Source organism: Actinomycetota bacterium, from assembly GCA_030774015.1.
Classification (GTDB): Bacteria; Actinomycetota; UBA4738; order UBA4738; family JACQTL01; genus JALYLZ01.
Genome location: JALYLZ010000036.1, coordinates 1 through 25,346, shown reverse-complemented (window position 1 = coordinate 25,346; position 25,346 = coordinate 1). Strand labels below are relative to the sequence as shown.

Below are 25,346 nucleotides of genomic sequence, written 5' to 3'. Positions count from 1 at the left end.
GTCTGCTACCTGACCACGACCGGCCGCCGGAGCGGCCGTCCGCATACCATCGAGATCTGGTTCGGGATGCGCGACGGCGCGCTGTACGTGCTGGCCGGAGGCCGCGGCGACTGGCTGCGGAACCTGGAAGCGAACCCGGAGGTCACGGTGCGGATCGGTTCCCCGGAGGCGCCGGAGATGGCCGCTCGAGCCCGCGTCGTCACCGACCCCGGGGAGCACGACGCCGTCCGTCGCGTCATGGCGGAGAAGTACCCCGGGTATCCGAACTGGATCCGCGACGCGATGCCCGTGGCCGTCGAACGGCGCGATGAGGGGTGATGGGACAGATCGTTGAGTTCCCGAGCAACGGCTCGTCCGCCCAGGGCTACCTGGCCCTCCCCGAGGGGACGGGACCTGGCCTGGTCGTCATCCAGGAGTGGTGGGGCCTGGTCGACCACATCAAGGACGTGGCGGACCGCTTCGCCCAGGAAGGGTTCGTGGCGCTGGCCCCCGACCTGTATCACGGCAAGGCCACGGCCGAACCCGACGAGGCCAGGAAGCTGGCCATGGACCTCGAGCTGGAGGACGCCGCCCGGGACATGTCCGGCGCCGTCGAGTTCCTGATCGAGCAGCCACGCGTCGAGCCGAAGCGGCTCGGAGCCGTCGGGTTCTGCATGGGCGGATCGCTTGCGCTGTTCCTGGCGACGCAGGGCCGGATCGACGCGGCGGTCCCCTTCTACGGGATCCCCTCGTACGTGTCCGACTACGCCGGGCTGGCCGGCCCCGTACTGCTCCATCTGGCCGAGCACGACCAGACCCAGAACCCCAGGCGGGATGGGCTGGAGCGGGCCGTCCGGGAGGCTGGCCAGGACATCGAGGTCCACGTGTACCCGGAAGCCCACCACGGGTTCTTCAACGACACCACGGACGCATACGACCCGGAAGCAGGAGCGGAGGCCTGGTCTCGAACCGTCGCGTTCTTCCGGACCAACCTGACCTGACCTGTGGCTCAGGCCGCCGCCGTCGCAGTGAGCCACAACGTGTGCGACTCCGCATCGACGGCGATGGCGCTGAGGGGCGTTCCCACGGAGATCGTGGAGAAGTCGTGGGTGATGGGATCGACCCGGTAGACCTTCCCGTCCTCATCGCTGGCCCAGACTCCGCCCAGGCCGGCCGCGATGCCGGTGGGGCTGTCACCCACCCGGATGGGCTGACCAGCCTTGTCGGTGGTCGGGTCGATGGGGATCACCGCCCCCGCGATGCCGTCGAGGAGCCATAGGCCTCCGGCTCCGCTGGTGATGGCGCTAGGGCTCCCTGTCACCCCGATGGTGCCGACGACTTTGCCGGTTCCGGGGTCGAAGCGAAGAACCAGGCTATCCAGCCGGTCGAGCAGCCACAGCGAACCGAATCCCACGACCACGCGGTCGAGGCTCTTGTGGACATCGAAGTGATGCGCGAGGTCACCTCCGGCGTCGAATCCCAGGACCGTCCCGTCGCCGAACACCGCCCACATCGCTCCCAGGCCGGCCGCGAACCCCTGCGGCCCTCCGAGGCCGAGCCCGCTCAGGCGTATGGGCTTCAGGGGCTGGTCCGTCGCCGGATCGATCCGGTTGACGAGGCCGTTTCCGTTGTCCCCCAGCACCCCCGGGAGCCAAACGGCTCGGAAGGCGAGGGCGACGGTGGCTCCGGGGCCGGCGCACCCGCAGGTGTACATGAAGGGATCGGGATGCTGACCAGACTTGGGGTCGACCGGAGTCTCCCAGGAGCCCCACACCACCCACACGGATCCCTCGCCCACGGCGAGGACCGGATTCCCTCCATTGCTGTGCACGTCGCCGCGGAACGCGTCCGTCACGGTCCGCTCGATGTGGCCGATCCTCGGGTCGAGCTGCACGACGGAGTCCAGGGGGACGGTCGGGACCGGGGACCCGGTAGGGGTGACCGACGGCGGACCAGTGGTGGGCGCTCCGGTCGTGATCGTGCCCTGGCTGTGGCCGAGGATCCGGAGGAGGATGACGACGACCACGACGACGAGCGCTCCGGCCACCACCGCCAGCGGCCACAGGCGCCGGGTCGGGGGTGGGGTCGGGACCCACGCGGGGGCTGGCGCGAGCGCCGTCCGGGCGTCCTCGGCCATCGCCGTCGCGGTTGGGTAGCGGTCCTCCGGGCGCTTGGCCATGGCCTTCGCCACGACGCTGTCGATGGCTGGGGGAAGCTCCGGCCGGCGCTCCGTCACCTTCGGCGGGGGTTGCTCGAGATGCGCGTACAGCATGGTCACCTCGAGGTCGCTGGCGAAGGGCGACTCCCCGGTCAGGCACTCGTACAGCAGGCAGCCCAACGAGTAGACGTCGGCCCGGCCGTCGATCGGATCGCCCCGGATCTGCTCGGGGGCCACGTATTCGACAGTCCCCATGAACTGCCCGGTCTTGGTGAGCGACGTCCCATGGCTCATCCGGCGGATCAGGCCGAAGTCCGTGAGATACGCGTGGTCTGCCCTTCCCACCAGCACGTTGCCGGGTTTCACGTCGCGATGGATGAGTCCGACCTCGTGGGCGGCGTCAAGAGCCGAGGCGACCTGGGACACGATGGCCACGGCCCGGACGGGCTCCAACGGGCCCTCGCGCTCGAGGAGGCCGCCCAGGTCGGTGCCCTCCACGTACCGCATAGCGATGTAGAGCACACCGTCGTGTTCGCCGGCGCCGAAGATGGGGACGACGTTGGGGTGATCGAGGGAGGCGGCTACCTCGGACTCCCGGACGAAGCGCTCCCGGAAGGACTGGTCGTGCGCGAGCTCGGGCGCGAGCACCTTGAGGGCGACCCGGCGCTTCAGCTGCGGGTCGAAGGCCAGGTACACGACCCCCATCCCACCGCGGCCCAGCACCGACTCGATGCGGTACCCGGCGAGCTCCGTTCCGATGGCGATGTCCGTGAGGCGTCCCCCCGGGGCCTGTATACACCTCGGCGAGAGCCGCGGACAGGCTTCCGATACGGTGACGGTCGTGCCGCGCGTCGAGATCGAGACCCCCAGGCTTCGGCTTCGCCAGTGGGCCATCGACGACTGGAAGCTGCTCCACCGAGCCTACGGCGATCCGGAGGTGGCCCGGTGGATCGGCACCGACCCCACCAGCCCCGAGTGGACGGCCTACGCAGTCGGGCGGATGACCAACCACTGGGACCTGATGGGGTACGGCTCCTGGGCCGTCGAGGAGCTGGAGGGCGGCGCGTTCGTGGGCCGAGCCGGCCTGAGCTACCAGGCGGACTGGCCGGTGGGGGAGGACAAGGTCGAGGTGGGGTGGACGCTCGTGCGCGACGCGTGGGGCAGGGGCTACGCGACCGAGGCCGCGCTGGCCAGTCTCGCCTACGGGTTCGACAAGCTGGAGTTTCCCCGCATCATCAGCCTGACCGTTCCGGACAACCTCCGGTCCCGAGCGGTCATGGAGCGCTGCGGGATGTACGAGGTTGCGACGGCCACGTGGCGAGGCCACGAGCACGTCTGCTACGCGATCGACCGACTCGAGTGGCCGCCTCCCGGCGTGGCCGTTCCCGAGGTCCGCGTCCGACCGGCCTGAACCGGGCGCGATCCGGCCTGGGTCGGCCTCAGCGGGTGCGTGCCGGCAAGGTGGATTCGCCGACCCTCGCCTCCAGCCACGCGTTCAGCGGTTTCGATCGCTGGAGGAAGTCGACGATGCGGTCCCTGGCCTTCCGCGTTGCCAGCCATGCCCCGGCCGGCCATTCGCGCCATGCGATCAGGCCCTTGTGTCGGAGCAGGTCGACTCGGGGATGGTCCTTGGGGAAGCCCTTCGGGGCGGTCTTCAGCGTCTCGTGGGCGGTCACGTCCATGCCGGCCGCCTTGACGTCGGCGACGATGGCCTCCAGCTCAACTCCCGAGCGGTCGTCGGCCACCGCCGCCCGGAACCTCTCGAGCTGGTCGGGAGCCATGTGGTACATCCCCATCCCGACGCCGAGCCCGTCGGCGTTCAGGTGCACGTAGCCCGGCCCGATCATCGCCGCGATGTTCGTCTTGTACGGTGACTTGTCGGCGCTGAAGCGGATATCGCGGTAGGGGCGAAAGATCCTGCCCTCGCCCCACTCCGGCTCGAGCTCCGCCAGCAGCTCCTGCATCGGGGCGAGGACCTTCGCTTCGTACGTCGACTTGTTCCGCTGCCAGTAGGCCTTGGAGTTGTCGGTCTCGAGCCCCTCGAAGAACTCCAGCGCCTCCGGCCCCCAGCCTCGGAAGGCCACGGCTACGGGCCGGCTTCCTCGTCCTCGAAGCCGATCGAGAACAGCCGGTCCAGGTCGTGGCGCGAGTAGACCTGGAACGCGATGAGGGTCTCGGTCCGGACCACCCCCTCGACCTTGGCCACGCCCTGTGGGATGACGCGGGCCAGATCGTCGTGGTCCCTCACCCGGATCACGGCCACCAGGTCGACCTCGCCCGCCACCGAGTAGACCTCGGAGACGCCGGGGATGTCGGCGATGGCCTGGGCGGCCTCGGGGATCTCGTCGATCTCGCACTGCACCAGGACGATGGCGTGGACCATGTGTGCGTCCCTGCCTATCCCGCCCGCTCGAGCACCATGGCCATCCCCATGCCGCCGGAGATGCACAGCGTGGCCAGGGCCAGGGACAGGTCGCGTTCCCGCAGCTCGTACGCCGCCGTCAGGATGATGCGGGCGCCCGTGGCCCCGATGGGGTGTCCCAGGGCGATCGCGCCGCCCTTCGGGTTCAGCTTGTCGTGGTCGAGCTTCAGCTCCCGGTCGCACGCCAGGACCTGCGCGGCAAACGCCTCGTTCACCTCGACCACGTCGAAGTCCTGGAGGGCCAGGCCGGTCCTGTCCAGGACCTTTCGGGTGGCCGGGACGACGCCGATGCCCATGTACGCGGGGTCCACGCCGGCCGAGGCATACGCCACGATCCGGGCCAGCGGCGTCCGGCCCTCGGCGCGGGCCCGGGACTCCGACATCAGCACGACCGCGGCGGCGCCGTCGGTGATCCCGGACGACGACCCCGCGGTCACCGTCCCGTCCTCCGCGAACACCGGCTTCAGCCTGGCCAGGGACTCCAGCGTGGTGTCCGCCCGGGGGTGCTCGTCCTCGGTCACCGTGGCGGTCGGGCCCTTGCGGCCGGGGACCTCCACAGGGACGATCTCCAGGCCCCGGCGGGCCTTCCCCTCCTCGGCCTTCTGCTGCGAGCGCAGCGCGAACTCGTCCTGTTCCTCCCGGGGGATGCCGTACTTGCGGGCCAGGTTCTCGGCGGTCTCGCCCATCACCAGGCCCGACAGGGGATCGAGGAACCCGTCCCGGTACATCCCGTCGTGCACGGGGGCGTCACCCATCCGGTAGCCGAACCGCATCCGGTCGAGGAGGAATGGGGTCCGGGACATGTTCTCCATGCCGCCGGCCACGGCCACCTCCACGTTGCCCAGGATGATCTGCTCGGCGGCGTGCTGGATGGCGCGGGTCCCGGAGCCGCAGGCCATGTTCACGGTGATCCCGGGCACCTCCTGCGGCAGTCCCGACCGGACGGCGACCTGGCGCGCGGTGTTGGGCCCGTTCCCGGCCTGGCGGGCGTGGCCGAACACCAGCTCCTGGACCTGGTCGGGTTTGACACTCGCTCGCCGGAGCGCCTCCCGCACGGCGGTCACGCCGAGGTCGACCGTCGGCACCTCGGCCAGCGCTCCCAGGAAGTTCCCGATGGGCGTGCGGGCGCCCTCGACGATGACGGTGTTCTCCACGCATCGATTGTAGTGCCGGGGCCGGGCACTAGCGCCGGAGCGTCGCGAGCAGCCGGGCCAGGGCCGCGCCGCCGTCCACGGGCTCGGCGGGAGGGACGTCGGCGTGGTCCACTGACGGCCGGACCCGACCCAGCCACGAGCGCACCGCGGCCACCTCGTCCGCCCGCTCGCGAGGGCACGGGAAGCCGCCGCCCCTCGCCGTGGCGCCCGCGACGCCTGCGCCGCCCACCGTCGCGTCGTCGTCGCCGGGCAGCGAACCGTTCTCGAGCCCGATCCGCCGGCCGTCCGGGCCTCGCACCTCCAGGCGACCCGCCGCCAGCAGCCACGCCTCCACCTGGCCCGAGACAGCGCCTCGGCCAGGGCTCGCAGGCGGTCCCGGGCCAGGGCCGCCTCCTCGAACCGTTCCGCGTCCGCCAGCCGGTTCATACGCCGCTCGAGCGCTTCGAGGAGCCCGCCCGGTGAGGAGAGGGAGAGGATGAGCGTTCGGACGAGCTCCTCGTAGCGCTCGGGCTCGACCCGGCCCTGGCAGGGGGCCAGGCACCGGCCCAGCCCGGCCAGGGCGCAGGCGGAGAACCGCGTCCCCGTGGCCATCCGCCGGGTGCACCGCCGGATGGGGAAGGTGTCCTCCAGCGCCTCCTGGGCCAGCCGGGCCGCCGCCGCGGTGGGGAAGGGCCCCAGGAACGCGCCGCGCCCCCGGGGCTCCCGGACGACCTTGATCCTGGGCCAGGCCTCGGCCAGGTCGACCTTCAGGTACGCGTAGCGCCGCCAGGTCTTCCCGCGGCGGTTGTGGGGCGGCTCGTGCCGGGCGATGAGCCTCGCTTCCAGGACCAGCGCGTCCAGCTCGCCGGGACAGGTCCGCGACTCGACGGACTCGGTCTGGGCCAGGAGGTCGCCGATCGATCGGCGCTCGTCGCCGTAGAAGTACGACTTGACGCGCTGGCGGAGGTCGCTGGCCTTTCCCACATACAGCACCCGGCCGCCACGGCCCCGGAACAGATAGACGCCCGGCCCGTGCGGCAGGTGGTCGGCCAGCCGGATCTTGGCGTAATGGGGCTGGCCGCGGGCCCGGACCGAGGCGTGGAGGTCCCCGAGGGTGCGGATCCCCAGACGGCCTCCCAGGTCCAGGAGCCCGTGCAGGACCTCCGCGCAGGCCTCGGCGTCGGGCAGGGCCCGGTGCTCCGGCCGCACCGCGGCGCGGAAGTACCGCGCCAGCGTCTCCAGCCGCACGTTCGGCACGTCCGGCCCCACCACCCGGCGGGCCAGCTTGGCCGTGCACACCGGCGGCGGCGGGAGCGGATCGTAGCCGGCCCGCCGCAGGGCCACGTTTCAGGAACCCGAAGTCGAACCGGGCGTTGTGCGCCACGAACACGGCGCCCGACAGGAACTCCAGGAACGAGGGAAGCACCGCCTCGATGGGCGGGGCGTCGCACACGACGGCGTCGTCGAGACCCGTCAGGTACGTGATGGCCCGGGGGATGGCCGTTCCCGGGTTCACCAGGGAGTGGAACGTCCCCACCCGCTCGCCCGCCAGGTACCTGACCGCCCCGATCTCGGTGATGGCGGACGTGTTCGGGGACCCGCCCGTCGTCTCCAGGTCTACCGCACAGAAGGCGACCCGGTGAAGGGGCGTGTCCGCCTCGATCCCGTCGCGAAGCCCGAGCACTCGCCACCTGCCTCCGCCGGGGCCGCGCGGAAAGAAACCAGCCTACCCGAACAGGTGTTCGACGGTCAAGCCAAAGGAGCCCGAAAAGCACCCCTCTGCGGAAACAGTCCGCCTAGGCGACCTGGCGCTGGAGGCGGCGGCGCTGCTGCTCGGTCAGGCCGCCCCACACGCCGTAGCGCTCCCGGTTCTTGAGGGCCCAGGCCAGGCACATCTCGCGGATGCCGCAGGCCCCGCAGTAGGACAGGGCCAGGCCGGCGTCCTCCTCGGAGGCAGGGAAGAAGACCTCGGGGTCGATGCCGTAGCATGCGGCCCGGTCCTGCCACACGTCCGGTGGGAGCGGGTCCTTCGGAAGAAGCGAGATGTCGATGTCCCCGAATCCGTCAGCCATTCGCTTTCCCCTACCCGACAGCGGTTCGACGAAAACCCCGGAGCGCCCTCTCCGGCGTGGAAGCGATCTCGATCGCCATGTATAGCAAACCGCCCCGGGCACCCGGAAGGGGTCAAGGCGAGATTGCCCCGCTTTTTTGGCGGGATGCCCCGTGAACGGGGGTCCGCTGGCGGCGACGAGCGTTCTGGACCTCACCCGGCTCCTGCCGGGCGGGTACTGCACGCTGCTGCTGGCCGATCTCGGGGCAGACGTCGTGAAAGTGGAGGAACCGGGCCGCGGCGACTACATTCGGTGGACGCTGCCCCTGGTGGATGGCCAGAGCGCCGCCCACCGGGCCCTGAACCGGGGGAAGCGATCCGTCATCCTGAACCTGAAGGACCCCGACGGGGTGCGCATCCTGCACCGACTGGCCGAGCGGGCCGACGTGCTGGTGGAGTCGTTCCGGCCGGGGGTGATGGACCGCCTGGGGGCCGGGTTCGAGTCCCTGCGGGCGGCGAACCCGGGCCTGGTGTACTGCGCCATCACCGGCTACGGGCAGGACGGGCCGTACCGGGACCGGGTGGGCCACGACGTCAACTACATCGGCCAGGGCGGGGTCCTCGGGATCACCGGGCCCGCCGGAGGCCCGCCGGTGGTGCCGGGGGTGCAGATCGGCGACCTGGCCGGCGGCGGGATGGCGGCGGCCATCGGGATCCTGGCGGCGCTGGTCGAGCGGGATCGAACCGGCCGGGGCCGGTTCGTGGACACGGCCATGCTGGACGGGGTGGTGTCCTGGCTGACCATCCACGCCGGGGACTTCCTGGCCACGGGGGAGGAGCCGCCGCGGGGCGGCATGCGGCTTTCGGGTGGATACGCCTGCTACCGCATCTACCGCTGTGCGGACGGCCGGTATCTCACCGTGGGCGCGCTGGAGCCCAAGTTCTGGGGAGCCCTGTGCGAGGCGCTGGGAGTGCCGGAGCTCGTCGACGTGCAGTACGGCCCGCCGGAGCGCCAGCGGGAGATGGCCGAGCGCCTCGAAGCGATCTTCTCGGGCCGGTCCCGCGACGAGTGGCTGGAGACGCTGTCCGGCCTGGAGGTGTGCGTGGGACCGGTGAACTCCCTTGCGGAGGCGTTCCGCGATCCTCAGGTGGTGCACCGCGGGATGGCGCTGGAGACCGGGCCGGGTTCACCCTTCCGGTTCGACGGCCAGCAGCCCCAGGCCTCGCGGCCCGCCCCCGGCTTCGGCGAGCACACCGCCGAGGTCCTGACCGAGATCGGTGTCACCGAAGAGGAGCTGGCGGACCTCCGCGCCCGCGGCGTGGTCTGAGGCCGCCAGGCGTCCGGATCAGGCCCGGAGGAACGGTCCTCCGCCGGCAGCTTCGAGGGCCTCGTCGCGGAACTGCCACCGGACGCGGGCCAGGAATGCGGACCCGCCGTCCACGAGCGCGGCGCTGGTCACGTGGCCGGCCTGCTCGTCACCAGCCACGACCGGCTGGCCCGGGTGAACGGCGACCTCCGACCGGAGCGCCAGCACCACCCATGGAGGGTGGCCCAGGTTTCGGACCTTGGCCATGGCCTCCTGGCCCAGGAAGCAGCCCTTCGTCTGGTCGACCAATGCGTCCAGCCCGGCTTCCTGGGGGAGGGAGTCCTCTCCGAAGTCGATCCCGAACCGCGGAAGGCCGTGGCGGATCCGCCAGACCTCCAGGTCCTCGAGCGACGCTGCCGTGAACGCCTGCATCCTGGCGAGGTGGTCCGGCAGTGCGGCCCGATCGAGGATCCGGTCGAAGCCCGAGCCGACGACGGACGGACCCCACGCGGGCGCCGAACCGTCGAACGCCACGGCCCCCGCGCCGGGCTCGGCGACGATGGCGACGTCCTCCGACCGGTCCGTGAGGCGGACGTCCGAGGACAGGACGTAGCGGTCGAGCAGCTGGTCGATCGGATGGGGCTGGACCGGATCCTGGACCAGCAGGAGGCCATCGTCCATGCCGGCAACGGCGATGTCCGCCCGGACGTGGCCGGTCCGGTCGAGCAGGAGCGCGCGACGGCTGAGGTGGGGACGCAGGTCGTCGACGCGGCTCGTGACCAGGTCGTTCAGCCAGGCCACGGCGTCGCGACCCGACAGCAGCACCTTCCGCCACGACGACAGGTCGACGAAGCCCCGGCCCTCCTCCAGCGCCTCGATCTCCCGCTCGCCCACGTTCGTGCCAGCATACGGCCGGGATGGAGGTTCCCCGGACCCTGGTGGTGACGAACGACTTCCCGCCCCGCGTGGGCGGCGTGCAGCAGTACGTCTTCAACGTGGTCCGCCACCTCCCGCCGGAGCGGGTCGCCGTGGTGGCGCCGAACTGGCCGGGGTGGCGCGAGCACGACGCCGCGCTGCCGTTCCCCGTGTACCGCTTCCCCCCGACGTTCCTGTGGCCGACCGGCGAGCTGGCGGCCAAGGTTCGCAGCGTGGCCCGGGAGAACGGCTCCGAAGTGGTCCTGTTCGGGCACGGCCTGCCGCTGGGGCTGCTCGGCCCGGGTCTCGAGCGACGGGGCCTGCCCTACGTGGTGGCCACCCACGGCGCGGAGTACTGGTTCGCGCTGCTCCCCGGCCTCGCCACCGGCCTCCGCGTGGCCACGTCCCGGGCTTCCCGGGTCCTCGCCATCAGCAGGTTCACGGCGCGGGTGGTCCGCACCGCCGTGCCGCTTCGCGTGCCCGTGAGCCTGCTGCCGCCCGGCGTCGACCCCGAGCGGTTCCGGCCCGATGTGTCCGGCCAGGACGTCCGTCGCGCCCACGGGCTCGGCGACCGCCCCCTGGTGGTGTGCGTGTCCCGGCTGGTCCCGCGGAAGGGCCAGGACGTGCTCATCCGGGCCATGCCCCGGATCCTCCGTCGAGTCCCGGATGCCGTCCTGCTGATCGTGGGGGGCGGTCCGGACCGGCCGCGGCTGGAGGGGCTCGCCGCCGGGTTGCCGCCGGGCTCGGTGGCCTTCGCCGGGGAGGTCCCCGACGCCGACCTGCCCGCCCACTACGCCGCGGGGGACGTGTTCGCCATGCCCTGCCGCTCCCGCCTGGCCGGCCTGGAGGTCGAGGGGTTCGGCATCGTGTTCCTGGAGGCCGCCGCGACGGGAAAGCCGGTGGTGGCGGGGGACTCCGGCGGCGCGGCCGAGGCCGTCCAGGACGGCGAGACCGGCCTGGTGGTGGACGGACGGCACGAGGGGGCCGTGGCGGAGGCCGTGGCGGCGCTGCTGTCCGACCCCGCGAGGGCTGCCGACCTGGGGAAGGCCGGCCGGGCTCGGGTGGATCGCTGGTTCACCTGGCCCCGCCTCACCGGACGACTGGCGCGATGGCTGGCCGAAGCGTCACGATAGGCGAAGCGCAACCACAAGGGGGGATCACGCCATGCCGGGCGACACCATCACGAAGCGATTCCACGACCAGGTCGAGGGCCTCGGGGACCGCACGGCCATGCGGGGCCGCGGGCCGGAAGGCTGGCAGGAGTTCACCTGGAACCAATATGGCCGGGCCGTCCGCGAGAGCGCCCTCGGCCTGATCGCACTGGGCGTGCAGCCCGGCGACGCGGTGTGCATCCTGTCGTCGAACCGTCCCGAGTGGCACATCGCCGACTACGCCACGCTCGCGGCGGCTGCCCGGAGCGCCCCCATCTACACGACCAACTCCCCCCAACAGGTGGCCTACATCGCCGGCCACGCCGAGGCGAAGGTCATCTTCGTGGACACCGAGGAGCAGCTGCGCAAGGTCGAGAAGGTCCGCCCGGACCTGCCCGCCCTCCAGCACGTGGTGTTCACCGACGAGTATCCGGAGTCGCCGGACGGCCTCGTCCTGTCGCTGCCCACCCTGCGCGAACGCGGCCGGGCCCTGGACGCCGAGCAACCCGGCCTGTACGACGAGCGCTGGCAATCCGCCGCTCCGGAGGACGTGGCCACCATCGTGTACACCTCCGGCACCACCGGTCCCCCCAAGGGCGCGATGCTCACCCACGCCAACGTGGTGTGGACCAGCGGTTCGCTGCTCCAGGTGTTCCAGGAGCAGCATGGAACCGGCCGGCGCCTGTCCTACCTCCCCCTCAGCCACATCGCCGAGCGCATGACCTCGGAGTTCGCGCAGGCCTACATCGGGTGTGAGGTGTGGTTCGCGGAGAGCCTGGATACCGTGGCCCGCGACCTCGCGGACTGCCGGCCCACGGTGTTCTTCGCCGTCCCCCGGGTGTGGGAGAAGTTCTACGCCGGCATCAACGCGAAGCTGGCCACCCTGCCGGAGGAGCAGCGGGGGGCCGCCGAGGGAGCCATCTACATCTCGAAGGCCGTCGTCGAGATGCGGCAGGCCGGCGACGAGGTGGTGGAGGAGATGCAGCACGGGCTGCACGAGGCGGAGGAGAAGATGTTCCATCCGCTGCGGGTCGCGCTGGGGCTCGACCAGTGCAACTTCTTCGTGTCCGGCGCGGCTCCCATCAACGCCGAGATCCTGAAGTTCTTCCACGCCGTTGGCATCCCCATCGCGGAGGTCTACGGCCAGACGGAGGGGACCGGACCCACCTCGCTGAACCCCAAGGACCGCATCGTGATCGGCACCGTCGGCCCGCCCATCCCCGGCGTGGAGGTCCGGATCGCCGGCGACGGCGAGATCCTGGTGCGAGGCGGGAACGTGTTCCGGGGCTACTTCAAGGACGAGGCAGCCACCGTGGAGATGCTGGAGGGCGGCTGGATGCACACCGGCGACGTCGGCGTGCTGGACCAGGACGGCTACCTCACCATCACCGACCGGAAGAAGGACCTCATCATCACGGCCTCGGGCAAGAACGTGGCGCCCCAAGAGCTCGAGAACGCCCTCAAGTACCACCCGCTGATCTCCCAGGCCGTGGTGGTGGGGGACCGCCGTCCCTACCTGACCGCGCTGATCACGCTGGACCAGGAAGCGCTGTCGAAGTTCGCCGAGGAGAAGGGCCTCGCCGCCACCGACCAGGAGGCCCTGGCGGGCGACCCGGCAGTGGAGGAGGCCATCGCCGCCGCGGTGGCGGCGGTGAACGCGGAGTTCTCTCGGGCCGAGGGCATCAAGCGCTGGCGGATCCTGCCTCGAGACTTCATGCAGGAGCTGGACGAGATCACGCCGACCCTGAAGGTCCGAAGGCGGGCCATCATCGTGAAGTACGAGGAGGACATCGAGTCCCTCTACGCGTAGCCCTGTACGCTTGGGGACGAGGTGGGAGACTGCATCCGTGGTCCTGCTGGGCCGTCGGCTCATGCTCCTGCTGACCCTGGTGGCGGGGTTCCTGCTGGCCCCGGCCCTGGCGCTCGCTCAGCCCGCGACCCTCTCGCCGACCACCACGCCGTCGCCCACCGTCACGACCAGTCCGGGGCCCTGCACCGGACCGGGATGCCCCCACTCCGGTAGCTTCTGGATCGTGTTCGTGGTCCTGGTGGGCCTCCTGGCGATTTACCGTCTGTGGCTTTTGCGCCGGCGGTGATGCGCCGAAACAAACGGGGAGGACCGAATCGGTGGGCCACGGCCGACCAGGGCTTCGTGGGCTCGCCACCGGCTCGCGTCTTCGAGGTGCTCGCGGACCCGGCGGGATATCCCCGCTGGTGGCCGGGGGCGAAGCAACGTCCGGAGGGCAGGCTGGTGCTGCCGGGGCTCGGCTCCGTCGCCGTCGAGGCGACGGACGTCCGGCCCGGTGTCGGCCTGTTCGTGCAGGTGGCAGGCCAGGGGTTCTCGGGCCACGTGGAGTGGTTCCTGGAGCCCTACAAGGAAGGCACCGTGGTGAACGGCATCGTGAACGTGGAATCGGCCGGCCGGTGGCGGGAGCGCCGCATCCTCGCCGTGCGCGCCGGCCTCCGCTCGGCCATGGTCGCGTTGCATGCGTTGCAGCCGTTGCCGGGGTCAGAGGGGTTGCCGGCGTGAGCGAGCAGCCCAAGCTCCGTTGCCCGGCCTGCGGCGCCCTCGCGGCGCCCGACGCCGAGTGGTGCTCGCAGTGCTACGAGCCGCTCCGGACCCGATCCGGACACGTCAGGGCGGTCGAGCGTCCCGGCCCGCCGGTCCCGGCCGGTGGCGGCGAGCGAGCCGTCCAGCCGGTGACTAGGGTGTTCGAGGCGGTATGGGAACCGCCCACCAACGGGCACGCCCCCGAGGCGTCGGGGGCCTCGCCGGCCCTGGTCTTCCCGAAGGCGCCCCCTCCGCCCGTGCCGGTGGAGCCCGGTCCCCCGCTCGCTCGGGCCAACTCGGGTCCCGAGCTCCTCGTGGGCGGCTCCGAGGCTCAGCCCGCCCCGGCCAAGCGGCCCGTGTGGAACTGTCCCGTATGCGGAGCCACGAACGACCTCGAGCTGAACAGTTGCCCGGCCTGCGGGACCCCCTTCACCCGGCTGTTCGAGGATCGCCTCCAGCGTCCGGGCGTTGACCCCCGGGCCGCCGCGAAGCGGTCGCTGCTGTTCCCCGGCCTCGGACACATCCGGATCGGCCGGCCGGCCGAGGGGGCGTCCCTGGCCGTGCTGTTCCTGTGGTCCATCGGAACGGCGCTGTTGATGCTGCTTGCCCACGCGCCCGGCGCGGGGTTCATCAAGGGCCTGGCGGTGGCGTTCCTGCTGGCCGGGCTCCTCGCCTACGCCCTCGCCGCGGTGGACGTGTTCCGCCGGGCCTCCGGCGAGCGCGCGATCCTTTCGCCCCGCCTCCTGCTGTACGGGACCGCGGGGCTCGTGATCCTGTCGGTCGGGTCACTGTTCATCGTGGTGCTCCGGGCCACGCACCCCCACTGAGGCCCCCAGCCGGTCCAGCGCGCCGGGGAGCTCGGGAAACCGCTCGATGACGGCATCCGGGCGGATGTCGGGCACGTCCGGTTCCTGACGGAACTCCCGGGTCAGGACGCCGCGCATCCCCACCGACTGCGCGCCGGCCACATCGTCCCGCAGGCGGTCTCCGACGAAGACGGCGTCGGCCGGGTCCACCTCGATCTCGTCCAGCACCTTCCGGAAGATCCTGGGATCGGGCTTGCGGGTGCCCACCTCGCTGGAGAAGGTCGTGGCGTCCATGTAGGCCATGATCCCGAGCGACTCGAGGTCGGCCCGCATGAGGTGGGGCAGCAGCGCCACGTTGGAAACCAGTCCCAGCAGGAGCCCCCGCTCCTTGAGCCGGGCCAGCGTCTCGAGCGTCTCCTCGGACACGGTGAGCGTGTTCGAGTAGGCGGAATGGTCGAGCGACACGATGTGGGAGACGACGTCCGGCGGCACGGTCAGGCCGAGCGTGGTCAGCAGGACCTCGTCGAACACCTGCACGATGTCGAGCTCCTCCAGCCGTCCCTGGGCGTAGGACAGCGCCACCAGCCGGTCGGCCTCGTTGGCCACCCGGTCGATCAGGTGGCCGACCTCCGGCGCGTCGATGTTGAGCGCGGCCTCGATCCGCGCCCGGACCTGCTCGTACGCTGCCAGGAGCGCGTCCTGCGTGCGGTGGAAGTCCACCAGCGTATGGCCGAAGTCGAAGAGAACGGCTCTGAGCGGCATCGGTCGTCAAGCGTAGTGCGACGTGAGCTGTGGCTGCCGAAATTGGCGACCGGGACACAGAATCGCCGCCGCAACTCGCATGGCTCGGTTCCTGTCGTACCGGGCCGCCATGCTCTCCCAAAGCTCATAGCCCAGGGATGGCGCGCTGGTGCGGAGAGGAAGCAGCTCAACCAAGCGCTCCCGGCCCGAACGCAAATCTCTTGACGCCGATCAAGGGTAGATGGCAGAATGGACTTCAGGACGATTCGCAAAGCGGCCAAGGACCAAGGCTGGCGGGAGAAAGTGGGAAAGAGCGGACGCATCACGTTCCTTCCGCCCGATGCCACCAGGCCGATGGTGGTGTGGCACTTGACCCCATCCGACGTGCGGGCGGTTCGGAATTTCCTGGCCCAAATGCGGCGGAGCGGACTGACCTGGCCTCCGCCAAGGAAAGGGTGACGATGCCGAAGGCATACAGCGTGCATCTGGCGGCCGCAGGGCCGCCGATTGAGGAGGGCATGCTCGATCGGCTGGCGGACAGGCTCGGGCAGTTCGAAGGTGCCGGCGCCGCCGCGGCATGGGGCGGACTCGCCGGCGGTCCGGCGGTGCAGATGAGTATCGACGCCGCGTCGATCGAGCAGGCCCTCTCCGAGGCCCGGGCGTTGTTCGAGAAGGCACTGGGCGAAATTGGGATCGCCGGGGCGGAACTTGTCGAGGCCGAGGTCCTGACGGAAGACCTGCTCGAGCGCCAGCTTTCCAAGGAGCCCGAACAGTACGTCGGTGTCTCCGAGATCGCGGACATCCTTGGCGTTTCGAAGCAGCGGGTGTCCCAGATCCGGGCCACCAATGGGTCCTTCCCGAAGCCGGTAGCCGAACTGGCAGCCGGCCCGGTGTGGACACGCTCCAGCCTGAACCATTTCATCGAGAGCTGGCCCCGTCAGCCGGGTCGGCCGAGGAACCTCGATCGGGCGACGGCTGGGGGCTCCGGTCACTCGGCCTCTGCCTCCTCTGCCTGAGCCTCCGGCAACCCAGCCACATCGATCGATTGGCGTGCCCCCGATGGTTCCGGCAGACTCGCTGACGTGCGGGTGACTGTGATCTCCGATGTCCACGGGGCGGCCGACCGCCTCGAGGCGGCGGCGCGGGAGTGCGACACGCTCGTCGTGCTGGGCGACCTGCTGAACATGATCGACTACCGGTCGATGGACGGGATCCTGGTCGAGGTCTTCGGCCGGGAACCCGTCGCGGCCGCGGCGGCCCTGCGCGTCCGCGGCAAGTACGAGGAGGCCAGGGAGGCCATTCTCGCGGTCGGGGTCGACGAGCACGAAGTGCGAGCACGGGTCGGAGAGCTGGCTCGCCACCAGTACGAGCAGGTCCTGGCGGCCCTCCCCGCGGGGACCGTGGTGACGTTCGGAAACGCGGACGTCCCGGACCTGCTCCGGGCCCTGCTCCCCGATGGCATCCGGTTCGTGGACGGCGACGTGGTCGAGCTGGCCGGGCTCCGGTGGGGGATCGTCGGAGGCGGGACCCCCACCCCTCTTCGGATCCCGGGCGAGGTGTCGGAGGAGCGGTGGGAGGAGAAGCTCGCCGGGCTGGGCGAGGTCGACGTCGTCGGCACGCACCCGCCGCCGCGCATCCCGTGGTTCTGCTACGACGTCGTTGCGGAGAAGTTCGAGCCGGGGTCAACCGCCCTGGTTCGGTACATCGTGCAGCGCCAGCCCCGGTACGCCCTGTTCGGGCACGTGCACCAGCCCCTGGTGAGCCAGGGCCAGATCGGGCCGACCACGCTCGTGAACGTGGGCCATTTCCGGGCCGACGGGCGGGGATGGAGCTACGACGGCCCGGACTGAGGCCGGGAGAGAGAAAGGGAGGGGGACATGGCTGACAAGACCGAGGGTCACACCACCATCGCGGCCTCGGCCGCCGACGTCATGGCGGTCATCACGGACTTCGAGTCCTACCCGGAGTGGAACGAGGTCAAGTCCACGAAGGTGCTGAAGAAGGACTCGCAGGGCCGCGGCACCGAGGTCGCGTTCGAGGTCCACGCGCCCATGATCGGCGAGCTCACGTACACGCTGGCATACAGCTATGCGGCGAACGACGGCGGGGTCTCCTGGACCACCAAGGAGATCCAGGGCAAGGTCAAGGACATCCAGGGGGAGTACGCGCTCGACGAGCTGGACGAGGACGAGACCAAGGTCACCTACCGCGTGGCCATCGACCTCGCCATCTCCCTCCCCGGCTTCCTGAAAAAGCAGGCCGACAAGCAGATCATCAAGAACGGCTTGGACAACCTGAAGAAGCGCGTGGAGCAGGGCTGACCAGCGGCTGGTCCAGTTCGACTGATCCCCGAAACGGGCCCCCGCGGCCAGCGGATAAGCTAGCCCTGATGCGCGTCCTGCTGTTCACGGGGAAAGGCGGGGTCGGCAAGACCACGGTGGCCGCGGCCACGGCCGCGAGGGCCGCCGCGGCGGGGCACCGGACAATGGTCATGAGCACGGACCCGGCCCACTCGCTGGCCGACTCGTTCGACGTCGAGATCGGGTCCGCCCCCGTCCAGCTCGCCCCCAACCTGTGGGCCGAGCAGATCGACGCCCAGGACCGCCTGGAGTCGAACTGGCGCGAGATACAGGAGTACTTCATCTCGCTCATGAACTGGGCGGGGGTGGAGACCATCCAGGCCGAGGAGCTGTCGGTCATCCCCGGCCTCGACGAGATCTTCGCGCTCATCGACGTGAAGCGCTACGTGGATCAGGACAAGCACGACCTGCTGGTGGTGGACTGCGCGCCCACCGCGGAGACGCTCCGGCTCCTCAGCCTGCCCGAGATCATGAACTGGTACATCGAGCGGATCTTCCCGGTGGAGCGCCGCGTCGTGAAGACGCTCCGTCCGCTGGTCACGAAGATCACCTCGCTGCCCATCGCCGAGGACCGCTTCTTCGACTCGGTGGAGCGGCTGCACCGCAACCTCGAATCCGTCCGGCGCATCCTCACCGACGAGAAGACCTCCTCGGTCCGGCTGGTGCTGAACCCGGAGAAGATGGTGATCGCCGAGGCCCGCCGGACCTACACGTACCTCAGCCTGTTCGGATATCGGGTCGACGCCGTGGTGGTGAACCGGATCATCCCCGACGAGGTCGAGGACCCCTACTTCGGGAAATGGAAGGACATCCAGGCCGAGCACCTGGCCACCGTGCGGGAGTCCTTCGAGCCACTGCCCATCCTCACGGCCCGGCTGTTCGACCGGGAGATGGTGGGGCTGGAGCTGCTGGGGCGAATGGGGGAGGAGGTCTACGGGGACCGCGACGTCACCGAGATCATGCACCGGGAAGACCCCATCCGCGTCCGCAAGCGCGGGCCCTCCTACGTGCTGTCCATGCGGCTGCCGTTCGTCTCTCGCGACGACCTGGACGTCCACCGGCGGGGCGACGAGCTGTTCGTGCGGGTGGGCTCGTACAAGCGCAACCTGGTCCTGCCCCAGATCCTCCAGCGCCTGTCCGTCCGGGAGGCGAGTTTCGTCGAGGACCGGCTGGAGGTCCGATTCTCACGCGAGCCGCGGCCGGCCCAGGCCGGCGCGGCCAGACAGGGAGGAACCCATGCCTGAGTCCCGTTCCCGGGCCGGAGACCGCTCCAGCCGGGCCGGAGACCGCTCCGAGCCGTCCGGCCGGACCGGAGGGTCTCGGCGCTCCGGTGGCGCCACGCCGGAGATGCCGCCCCCCCGCCCGGCGGTGTGCCCGGTGGGGTTCTGCCCGGTGGGGATGGCCCTCACCTTCGCGGAGGGGGTCCGGCCCGAGGCCGTTGAGCACCTCATGCGAGCGGGGGCCGAGCTGCTCATGGCGGTGAAAGCGGTCGTGGACGCGCGTGTGGAGGGCCTGGGAAGGGAATCTCCGCTGGAGAGGATCACGATCGAGTGACCAGTGGTCGGCCGGCACCACGCGCCCCGTGGGCCGACCGAGGAAGGGGTTGATCGATGGCTGAGCTCGACCGCGCCTTCGTCCGCAAGCTGGCCGAATGGACTCCAGGAGACGTCCCCGTCACGAGCGTCTATCTCTCGGTGGACGGGCGGCTGTACCCCCGTCGCGTCGACTACGAGATCCGTCTCGACGACCTGCTTCGCCGGGTCAGGGACCGTGCCGCCGGGATGGCCCGCGACGCCGCCCGCTCGGTGGAGGAGGACGCCACCCAGATCTCCACGTTCGTGAAGGAACGGTTCGATCGCGGCTCGACCCGGGGGCTGGCGTTGTTCTCGGCGTCCCGGGCCGGCCTGTGGGAGGACATCCCCCTGCCCCGGCCGGTCCTGGACCGGGTGGTGGTCTCCCCGCACCCGGACCTCCTCCAGCTGGAGATGCTGCTCGACACGTACGAGTCGTTCGCCACCGTCCTTGTGGACAGCGAGAAGGCCCGGATCTTCCTGGCCGAGCTGGGGAGGATCGAGGAGCAGTCCGACCTCCTCGACGACGTCCCCGGCCGCCACGACCAGGGCGGCTGGTCCCAGGCCCGGTACCAGCGCCACATCGACGAGCACCGCCAGCGCCACCTCAAGCGAACCGCGGAGGTGATGTTCCGCTTCTACCAGCGGCGGAAGTTCGACCACCTGATCCTGGGCGGGCCGGAGGAGGTCGTGGCGGAGCTCGAGCGGGACCTCCACGACTACCTGCGCCGACTGGTCCGGGATCGGGTGAACCTGCCGGTGACGGCGACGACGGCGGAGGTCCTGGCGCGCTCGCTGGAGCTCGAGGAGGAGATGGAGCGGGAGCGGGTCCGGAGCAGCCTGGACCGGCTGCTGGCCGAATCGGCGGCCGGCCGGGCGGCCGTGACCGGGCTCGCGTCGACGCTCCGGGCTCTGGCGGAGGGGCGGGCCGAGACGCTGCTGGTTCGGTTCGACCTGTCGGCCCCCGGGTTCGAGTGCCCGGCGTGCGGACGGCTGGCGGTCTCGGGCGGCACGTGCCGGGGGTGCGGGGCGGCCAGGGTCCATCCCGTCGAGGACGTGGTGGAGGCGGCCGTGGCCATGGCCGTGCGCCAGGGCTGCCGGGTGGAGGCCGTGACGCTGGACGGCCCGTTCAGCGAATCGGGGGGCATCGGCGCCCTCCTGCGCTACTGAGCGCCGGGAAGGGGCGAGGGTGTCCGAGGCGGTGGGGGTGGACGTCGGCGGCACGAAGATCGCCGCCATGCGGGTGGGGCCGGAGGGCGCGATCCTCGAACGGGTCCAGGAGCCGACGCCGGTGGGAGATTCGGCGGAGGCCGTCCTGGCCGCGGTGGAGTCGGCGGCCGCGGCGGTGATCCGGCCGGGCGTCTCCGTGGTCGGCGTGGGGGTCCCCGGCCTGGTGGAGTTCGCCACCGGGATCCTGCGGTTCGCGCCGAACCTGCCGTTTCGGGACCTCCCCCTGAAGGCCAGGCTGGAGCGGGCCACCGGCCTGCCGTGCCAGGTGGACAACGACGCGAACGTGGCGGCGTGGGCGGAGTTCCGGATGGGCGCCGGCCGGGGCTCCACCGACATGCTGCTGGTCACGGTGGGAACCGGCATCGGCGGCGGGATCGTCTCCGGCGGCCGGATGCTCCGAGGCTCGCACGGGTTCGCCGCCGAGATCGGCCACTTCATCGTGGAGCCGGGCGGGCCGCTGTGCGGCTGCGGGAACCGCGGCTGCTGGGAGCAGGTCGCCTCCGGGCGGGCCATCGGCCGCCTGGGGCGAGAAGCGGCCGCCCGGGACCCCGGCTCCCTCCTGGCCACCATGGCCGGCGGTGACCCGGCCCAGGTGAGCGGGCTCGTCGTCACCGGCGCGGCCTTGCGCGGAGACCCCGTTGCGGTCGGTATCCTGGCCCAGGTGGGAGGGCGCCTGGGCGAGGGCATCGCCGGCCTGGTGAACATCCTCGACACCGAGGTCGTGGTGGTGGGCGGCGGGGCCGTGGCCGCCGGTGAGCTGCTCCTGGGCCCGGCCCGGGAGGTGTTCCAGCGGACCATCGAGGCACCCGATCACCGGCCGAAGGTGCCGCTGGTGGCGGCCCAGATGGGCAACGACGCCGGAGCGGTGGGGGCGGCCCTGCTCGCGCTGGACGAGCTGGTGGGGGTGGGAAGGGGGGCGCCCTGAAGCTGGGGCTGGTCCTTCCGATGTTCTCCGGGAATCCCGAGCGGGTGCTGTCGTTCGCCCACCGCGCCGAGGAGCTCGGCTACGACGGGGTGTTCGGGTTCGACCACTTCTTCCCGCCGGGAGCCGCGCCGGACCGACCCTCGCTGGAGCTGTTCACGACGCTCGCCGCCATCGCCGTCTCGACGTCCCGCCTTGCCATGGGAAGCCTGGTCACCCGGGCCCAGCTCCGCCCGGCCGGCCTGCTGGCGAGGATGGCGGCCGACCTGGACCGGATGTCCGGGGGCCGGATGGTCCTCGGGATCGGCACGGGCGACCCCATCGACGAGCCCGAGCACCGGGCGTTCGGCCTTCGCTCCCTGGACAAGACGGAACGACGGGTCCACCTGGAGGAGACGGTGCGCGCCGTGAAGGCGCTGCTCGGCGGGGTGCCGTGGGAGGGCGGCCGCCACGTCCCGCCCACGGCCGGCCCCGTGGTGCCGCCGCCCCACCGCGAAGGGGGCCCACCCGTGTGGCTGGGGGCACAGGCCGACGCGGTGATCCGTCTGGCCGGCCGGATCGCCGACGGCTGGAACGGCTGGGGGATCGGGCCCGAGGAGTTCGCCCGGAAGGCCGGGGTGCTGGCCGCCGAGGCGGAGGCCGCCGGGCGCCGGGCCGAGCCCACGTGGGCGGGCATCGCGCTGGTGGGGGAGGACGAAGGGGAAGCCCACCGCCTGGCCGAGACCAGGCGGTCCAAGGGCATGCCAGACGACGGCCTGTGGGTAGGCGGCGCGGAACGGTTCTCCGCGTTCCTGCGCGACCTCGCGGACGCCGGCGCGACGTGGACCGTCCTGGTCCCCGCGGGCCCACCCGACCGGGTCGAGGTCATCGCCCGGGCGGCCATGGCCACCCGGTCGTAACGCTTCCCGGACGCCGAAGCGCTTGGTCCGATACCCTCCACTGCGCCACGACCGCCGGTCGCGGGCGCGGCAGCCCGCTGGATGAGAAAGGAACCAGATCGCATGCCCCGACGAGTGCTCATCATGGGTGCGGCCGGACGCGACTTCCACAACTTCAACGTGGTGTACCGGGACGACCCCGACACGGAGGTCGTGGCCTTCACGGCGACCCAGATTCCCTACATCGCCGACCGGACCTATCCCGCGGAGCTGGCCGGTCCCCACTACCCCCGGGGAGTGAAGATCCACCTGGAGCGCGAGCTCGCCTCGCTGATCCGGGAGCTGGGGGTCGACGACGTCGTGTTCGCCTACTCCGACATCTCGCACGAATACGTCATGCACCGGGCGAGCGAGGTGCTCGCGGCCGGGGCGAACTTCGTGCTGTTGGGGCCGAGCGCGACCATGCTGGACGCCACGGTCCCGGTGGTCGCCGTCTGCGCGGTGCGCACCGGCTCCGGCAAGAGCCAGACCACCCGCAAGGTGGCCGAGGTCCTCCGGGACGCGGGGAAGACGCCGGTCGTGGTGCGCCATCCCATGCCCTACGGCGACCTGGTCGCCCAGCGGGTCCAGCGGTTCGCGTCCTTCGACGACCTCGAGGCGGCCAACACCACCATCGAGGAGCGCGAGGAGTACGAGCACCACCTCAAGGCCGGCATCGTGGTGTACGCGGGCGTGGACTACGCCGACATCCTGGAGCGGGCCCAGCAGGAGTGCGATGTGCTGCTGTGGGACGGCGGGAACAACGACCTCCCTTTCTACCGCCCCGACATCCACATCGTGGTGGTGGACCCCCTGCGGGCCGGCCACGAGACGACATACCACCCCGGCGAGGCCAACCTCCGCATGGCCAGCGTGGTCGTGATCAACAAGGTCGACTCGGCCACGCCGGAGCAGATCGAGGCGGTGGAGGGGAGCATCCGGTCGGTGAACCCGGGGGCCACGGTGATCCACGCGGCCAGCCCGCTGACCGTGGACCGCCCGGAGGAGCTCGCCGGGAAACGGGTGCTGGTGGTGGAGGACGGCCCCACGCTGACCCACGGCGAGATGAAGTACGGCGCCGGCGTGGTGGCGGCCCGGCGGGGCGGGGCCGAGGTCGTCGACCCGCGCCCCTACGCCCTGGGATCGCTGAAGGAGGTCTACAAGACCTACGACGTCGGCCCGGTGCTTCCGGCCATGGGGTACTCGGCGGAGCAGCTCGCGGAGATGCAGCGCACGATCGACGCGGCGGACTGCGACCTGGTGGTGATCGCGACGCCGATCGACCTGCGGGCGCTCGTGTCGATCTCCAAGCCCGCCGTCCGCGTGACCTACGACCTCCAGGAGGAGCCCGGATCGCCCACCATCCGCGACGTGCTGGCGCCCCTGCTCGCTGGGTGACCGCGTGACCAGGGTCGTGATCGCCCTGGGGGGCAACGCCCTGCTGCGGCGGGGCCAGGAGGACACCGCCGAGAACATGCGGCGCTCCGCACGCTTCGCCGCGGAACGCATCGCGGACATCGCCGCCGCGGGCTGGGAGGTCGTGGTCACCCACGGCAACGGGCCCCAGGTCGGCCGGATCCTGCTCCAGCAGGAGGCGGCCAGAGGCTTCGTCGCTCCGATGCCGCTCGACATCTGCGGGGCCGAGAGCCAGGGCCAGATCGGCTACCTGCTCCAGACCACGGTGGGGGACGTCTTCTACGAACGTGGGATGGAGCGCCCCGTCGCCACCATCCTCACGCTCACCAGGGTGAACCGGGACGACCCCGCATTCGCGCATCCCACCAAGCCGATCGGGCCCTACTACGGCGAGGACGACGCCGTGCGGCTGGCCGAGACCGAGGGGTACGTCATGCGGCCGTCGTCCGACGGGGGCTGGCGGCGGGTGGTCCCGTCCCCGTCGCCGTACTCGATCGTGGAGGGACCGGTCATCCGCCGGCTGGTGGCGGAGGGCGTCGTGGTCATCGCGGCGGGCGGGGGCGGAGTCCCGGTGTACGAGGACGGGCCCCGGCTGACCGGGCTGGAGGGCGTGGTGGACAAGGACCTGGCCGCGGCCATCCTGGCCCGGGACGTCCAGGCGTCCGTCCTGCTGGTCCTGACCGACGTGGAAGGGGTATACCGCGCGTACGGGACCGAGGAGGCCGCGCTGCTCCCGCGGCTGTCGGTGGCCCAGGCCCGAGAGCTCATCGGCGCGGGCGAGTTCGGCGAGGGTTCCATGGGACCCAAGGTGCAGGCGGCCGTGGACTTCGTCGAATCCGGCGGCCAGCGCGCCGTGATCGCCGCCCTCGAGGACGCGAGCCGAGCCCTGGCCGGCGAGGCCGGCACCACCGTGTCCTGAATCTCCGTTCCTGGATCGCGCGATAGCGGCCGGGAGGGCCCCCGGCTACGCTCGCCCGCGTGCGGCTGCGAGTGCTGGTCTACAACGTCAAGGGGTTCCGCCGCGGCGTCGATCGGGTCGCCGCGGTGGTCGCGGCCCACGCGCCCGACGTGGCCCTGCTGAACGAATGCGGGACCGGGCGGCAGCTCCGCCGGTTCGGCGGGGCCACCGGGATGGAGGCGGCCGCCCCGCGCCTGTGGCCACTGGTCCGGACGGTTCGAAACTCGGTGCTGGTGCGGCCTCCGTGGCGGGTGGTCGAGTTCCACCTGCACCGGTTCGAGCGATCGAATCGATTCCACCCCCGGGGGGCGGTGGCGGCGCACCTGGGGCGGGCGGGCTTCCGCGTCTCCGCGCTGTCGGTTCACCTCGGGCTGTCCCCGCAGGAACGCCGCCGGCACGCCGAGGAGCTCACCGACCTCACGCTGACGCTCCCCGCGCCGTTCCTGGTGGGGGGCGACCTCAACGAGGGACCGGAGGGGAGATCGGCGGCCTGGATCGCGGCGCGGATGTGGGACGCCTGGGCCGCCACGGGGCGCTCCGACGGGGCCACGTACCCGAGCGAGGGCCCCACCGCACGTATCGACTACCTGTTCGCGTCGGAGCATTTCGACGTCCTGGAGGCCGCCGTCCCCGACGGCCCCGAGACCCGCGAGGCCTCGGACCATCTGCCCCTGGTGGTCGACGTGGAGCTCCGGGAGCAGAGCCCGCCGGCCCGCTGATGGGGCCAGAAAAGGGGGGCGGGAGGCTCCGGGTGGAGCC

At 71.5% G+C, this 25,346-nt stretch carries 27 protein-coding genes and 2 pseudogenes; 21 read left to right on the top strand and 8 right to left on the bottom strand.

What is annotated here, in order from left to right; all coding sequences use genetic code 11:
* Positions 1-9: 9 nt before the first annotated feature.
* Positions 10-318, top strand: a complete 309-nt coding sequence (locus tag M3Q23_03490; GenBank protein MDP9341174.1) for a nitroreductase family deazaflavin-dependent oxidoreductase — start codon at positions 10-12, stop codon at positions 316-318.
* The gene (locus M3Q23_03485) at positions 318-980 is read left to right on the top strand and encodes a dienelactone hydrolase family protein (protein MDP9341173.1); all 663 of its coding nucleotides are present in this window, start codon (positions 318-320) and stop codon (positions 978-980) included. Before M3Q23_03490 ends, M3Q23_03485 begins: the two co-directional genes overlap by 1 nt.
* Positions 981-988: 8 nt before the next feature.
* Here the strand turns inward: M3Q23_03485 and M3Q23_03480 are convergent, their stop codons facing one another.
* Complete coding sequence (locus M3Q23_03480) at positions 989-2,860, bottom strand: protein kinase (protein MDP9341172.1); 1,872 nt, start codon at positions 2,858-2,860, stop codon at positions 989-991.
* A gap of 118 nt (positions 2,861-2,978) precedes the next feature.
* Here M3Q23_03480 and M3Q23_03475 point away from each other — a divergent pair, with 118 nt between their 5' ends.
* Complete coding sequence (locus M3Q23_03475) at positions 2,979-3,548, top strand: GNAT family N-acetyltransferase (protein MDP9341171.1); 570 nt, start codon at positions 2,979-2,981, stop codon at positions 3,546-3,548.
* A gap of 28 nt (positions 3,549-3,576) precedes the next feature.
* Here the strand turns inward: M3Q23_03475 and M3Q23_03470 are convergent, their stop codons facing one another.
* The 4 genes and pseudogenes from M3Q23_03470 to M3Q23_03455 form a co-directional block, all read right to left on the bottom strand.
* Entirely contained in the window at positions 3,577-4,221 is a 645-nt protein-coding gene (locus tag M3Q23_03470) for a DUF2461 domain-containing protein (GenBank protein MDP9341170.1), read from the bottom strand.
* 2 nt (positions 4,222-4,223) lie between these two features.
* Positions 4,224-4,520, bottom strand: coding sequence for an Lrp/AsnC ligand binding domain-containing protein (locus M3Q23_03465; GenBank protein ID MDP9341169.1), 297 nt, complete (start codon positions 4,518-4,520; stop codon positions 4,224-4,226).
* Positions 4,521-4,534: 14 nt separating this feature from the next.
* Positions 4,535-5,713 carry a thiolase family protein gene (locus M3Q23_03460; protein ID MDP9341168.1) on the bottom strand — a complete coding sequence of 393 codons (1,179 nt, stop codon included), beginning with the start codon at positions 5,711-5,713 and terminating at the stop codon, positions 4,535-4,537.
* A 400-nt stretch (positions 5,714-6,113) separates the two neighbouring features.
* A pseudogene (locus M3Q23_03455) lies at positions 6,114-6,139 on the bottom strand (hypothetical protein).
* A 986-nt stretch (positions 6,140-7,125) separates the two neighbouring features.
* Here M3Q23_03455 and M3Q23_03450 point away from each other — a divergent pair.
* Complete coding sequence (locus tag M3Q23_03450; protein ID MDP9341167.1) at positions 7,126-7,335, top strand: hypothetical protein; 210 nt, start codon at positions 7,126-7,128, stop codon at positions 7,333-7,335.
* A 153-nt stretch (positions 7,336-7,488) separates the two neighbouring features.
* Here M3Q23_03450 and M3Q23_03445 read toward each other — a convergent pair whose 3' ends face one another.
* Entirely contained in the window at positions 7,489-7,764 is a 276-nt protein-coding gene (locus M3Q23_03445; protein ID MDP9341166.1) for a WhiB family transcriptional regulator, read from the bottom strand.
* 151 nt (positions 7,765-7,915) lie between these two features.
* Here M3Q23_03445 and M3Q23_03440 point away from each other — a divergent pair, with 151 nt between their 5' ends.
* Positions 7,916-9,070 (top strand): CoA transferase, encoded by a 1,155-nt coding sequence (locus tag M3Q23_03440; GenBank protein ID MDP9341165.1) that lies wholly within the window; start codon positions 7,916-7,918, stop codon positions 9,068-9,070.
* Positions 9,071-9,088: 18 nt separating this feature from the next.
* On the opposite strand, the gene M3Q23_03435 is transcribed toward M3Q23_03440, so the two are convergent.
* The gene (locus M3Q23_03435) at positions 9,089-9,943 is read right to left on the bottom strand and encodes a hypothetical protein (protein ID MDP9341164.1); all 855 of its coding nucleotides are present in this window, start codon (positions 9,941-9,943) and stop codon (positions 9,089-9,091) included.
* A gap of 23 nt (positions 9,944-9,966) precedes the next feature.
* On the opposite strand from M3Q23_03435, the gene M3Q23_03430 reads away from it, so the two are divergent.
* The 5 genes from M3Q23_03430 to M3Q23_03410 all read left to right on the top strand — a co-directional run bounded on the left by M3Q23_03430 (position 9,967) and on the right by M3Q23_03410 (position 14,493).
* Positions 9,967-11,097, top strand: coding sequence for a glycosyltransferase family 4 protein (locus tag M3Q23_03430; GenBank protein MDP9341163.1), 1,131 nt, complete (start codon positions 9,967-9,969; stop codon positions 11,095-11,097).
* A 97-nt stretch (positions 11,098-11,194) separates the two neighbouring features.
* Entirely contained in the window at positions 11,195-12,925 is a 1,731-nt protein-coding gene (locus tag M3Q23_03425; GenBank protein MDP9341162.1) for a long-chain fatty acid--CoA ligase, read from the top strand.
* Between the two features lie 10 nt (positions 12,926-12,935).
* Positions 12,936-13,211, top strand: coding sequence for a hypothetical protein (locus M3Q23_03420; GenBank protein MDP9341161.1), 276 nt, complete (start codon positions 12,936-12,938; stop codon positions 13,209-13,211).
* A gap of 56 nt (positions 13,212-13,267) precedes the next feature.
* A complete protein-coding gene (locus tag M3Q23_03415; protein MDP9341160.1) occupies positions 13,268-13,645 on the top strand; it encodes a hypothetical protein in 378 nt (125 codons plus the stop codon).
* Positions 13,642-14,493: a zinc finger Ran-binding domain-containing protein gene (locus M3Q23_03410; protein ID MDP9341159.1), complete on the top strand. Its 852-nt coding sequence runs from the start codon at positions 13,642-13,644 to the stop codon at positions 14,491-14,493. The genes M3Q23_03415 and M3Q23_03410 overlap by 4 nt, the downstream gene beginning before the upstream one ends.
* Here M3Q23_03410 and M3Q23_03405 read toward each other — a convergent pair.
* Complete coding sequence (locus tag M3Q23_03405) at positions 14,452-15,234, bottom strand: HAD family hydrolase (protein MDP9341158.1); 783 nt, start codon at positions 15,232-15,234, stop codon at positions 14,452-14,454. The two genes, M3Q23_03410 and M3Q23_03405, sit on opposite strands and share 42 nt — an antisense overlap.
* Positions 15,235-15,674: 440 nt before the next feature.
* Here M3Q23_03405 and M3Q23_03400 point away from each other — a divergent pair, with 440 nt between their 5' ends.
* The 11 genes and pseudogenes from M3Q23_03400 to M3Q23_03350 all read left to right on the top strand — a co-directional run bounded on the left by M3Q23_03400 (position 15,675) and on the right by M3Q23_03350 (position 25,306).
* Positions 15,675-16,229: a hypothetical protein gene (locus M3Q23_03400; GenBank protein MDP9341157.1), complete on the top strand. Its 555-nt coding sequence runs from the start codon at positions 15,675-15,677 to the stop codon at positions 16,227-16,229.
* A 66-nt stretch (positions 16,230-16,295) separates the two neighbouring features.
* A complete protein-coding gene (locus tag M3Q23_03395) occupies positions 16,296-17,063 on the top strand; it encodes a metallophosphoesterase family protein (protein MDP9341156.1) in 768 nt (255 codons plus the stop codon).
* A gap of 27 nt (positions 17,064-17,090) precedes the next feature.
* The gene (locus tag M3Q23_03390) at positions 17,091-17,534 is read left to right on the top strand and encodes an SRPBCC family protein (protein ID MDP9341155.1); all 444 of its coding nucleotides are present in this window, start codon (positions 17,091-17,093) and stop codon (positions 17,532-17,534) included.
* A 68-nt stretch (positions 17,535-17,602) separates the two neighbouring features.
* A complete protein-coding gene (locus M3Q23_03385; GenBank protein MDP9341154.1) occupies positions 17,603-18,817 on the top strand; it encodes a TRC40/GET3/ArsA family transport-energizing ATPase in 1,215 nt (404 codons plus the stop codon).
* Positions 18,810-19,127 carry a hypothetical protein gene (locus M3Q23_03380; GenBank protein ID MDP9341153.1) on the top strand — a complete coding sequence of 106 codons (318 nt, stop codon included), beginning with the start codon at positions 18,810-18,812 and terminating at the stop codon, positions 19,125-19,127. The genes M3Q23_03385 and M3Q23_03380 overlap by 8 nt, the downstream gene beginning before the upstream one ends.
* Positions 19,128-19,558: 431 nt before the next feature.
* Positions 19,559-19,888 (top strand): annotated as a pseudogene (locus M3Q23_03375) (peptide chain release factor 1).
* Positions 19,889-20,333: 445 nt separating this feature from the next.
* Positions 20,334-21,299, top strand: a complete 966-nt coding sequence (locus tag M3Q23_03370) for an ROK family protein (GenBank protein MDP9341152.1) — start codon at positions 20,334-20,336, stop codon at positions 21,297-21,299.
* A gap of 20 nt (positions 21,300-21,319) precedes the next feature.
* Positions 21,320-22,195 (top strand): LLM class flavin-dependent oxidoreductase, encoded by an 876-nt coding sequence (locus tag M3Q23_03365; GenBank protein MDP9341151.1) that lies wholly within the window; start codon positions 21,320-21,322, stop codon positions 22,193-22,195.
* A 102-nt stretch (positions 22,196-22,297) separates the two neighbouring features.
* Positions 22,298-23,611, top strand: a complete 1,314-nt coding sequence (locus tag M3Q23_03360; GenBank protein ID MDP9341150.1) for a cyclic 2,3-diphosphoglycerate synthase — start codon at positions 22,298-22,300, stop codon at positions 23,609-23,611.
* A gap of 4 nt (positions 23,612-23,615) precedes the next feature.
* Complete coding sequence (gene arcC / locus M3Q23_03355; GenBank protein ID MDP9341149.1) at positions 23,616-24,548, top strand: carbamate kinase; 933 nt, start codon at positions 23,616-23,618, stop codon at positions 24,546-24,548.
* A gap of 59 nt (positions 24,549-24,607) precedes the next feature.
* Entirely contained in the window at positions 24,608-25,306 is a 699-nt protein-coding gene (locus M3Q23_03350; GenBank protein ID MDP9341148.1) for an endonuclease/exonuclease/phosphatase family protein, read from the top strand.
* The last annotated feature ends 40 nt before the right edge of the window (positions 25,307-25,346 follow it).

Coding starts and splice junctions, on each gene's coding strand:
- M3Q23_03485 (MDP9341173.1), top strand. CDS start 318: ATGGGACAGATCGTTGAGTTCCCGAGCAACGGCTCGTCCGCCCAGGGC.
- M3Q23_03465 (MDP9341169.1), bottom strand. CDS start 4,520: ATGGTCCACGCCATCGTCCTGGTGCAGTGCGAGATCGACGAGATCCCC.
- M3Q23_03450 (MDP9341167.1), top strand. CDS start 7,126: ATGGGCGGGGCGTCGCACACGACGGCGTCGTCGAGACCCGTCAGGTAC.
- M3Q23_03445 (MDP9341166.1), bottom strand. CDS start 7,764: ATGGCTGACGGATTCGGGGACATCGACATCTCGCTTCTTCCGAAGGAC.
- M3Q23_03430 (MDP9341163.1), top strand. CDS start 9,967: ATGGAGGTTCCCCGGACCCTGGTGGTGACGAACGACTTCCCGCCCCGC.
- M3Q23_03425 (MDP9341162.1), top strand. CDS start 11,195: ATGCGGGGCCGCGGGCCGGAAGGCTGGCAGGAGTTCACCTGGAACCAA.
- M3Q23_03405 (MDP9341158.1), bottom strand. CDS start 15,234: ATGCCGCTCAGAGCCGTTCTCTTCGACTTCGGCCATACGCTGGTGGAC.
- M3Q23_03400 (MDP9341157.1), top strand. CDS start 15,675: ATGCCGAAGGCATACAGCGTGCATCTGGCGGCCGCAGGGCCGCCGATT.
- M3Q23_03390 (MDP9341155.1), top strand. CDS start 17,091: ATGGCTGACAAGACCGAGGGTCACACCACCATCGCGGCCTCGGCCGCC.
- M3Q23_03385 (MDP9341154.1), top strand. CDS start 17,603: ATGCGCGTCCTGCTGTTCACGGGGAAAGGCGGGGTCGGCAAGACCACG.
- M3Q23_03380 (MDP9341153.1), top strand. CDS start 18,810: ATGCCTGAGTCCCGTTCCCGGGCCGGAGACCGCTCCAGCCGGGCCGGA.
- M3Q23_03365 (MDP9341151.1), top strand. CDS start 21,320: ATGTTCTCCGGGAATCCCGAGCGGGTGCTGTCGTTCGCCCACCGCGCC.
- M3Q23_03360 (MDP9341150.1), top strand. CDS start 22,298: ATGCCCCGACGAGTGCTCATCATGGGTGCGGCCGGACGCGACTTCCAC.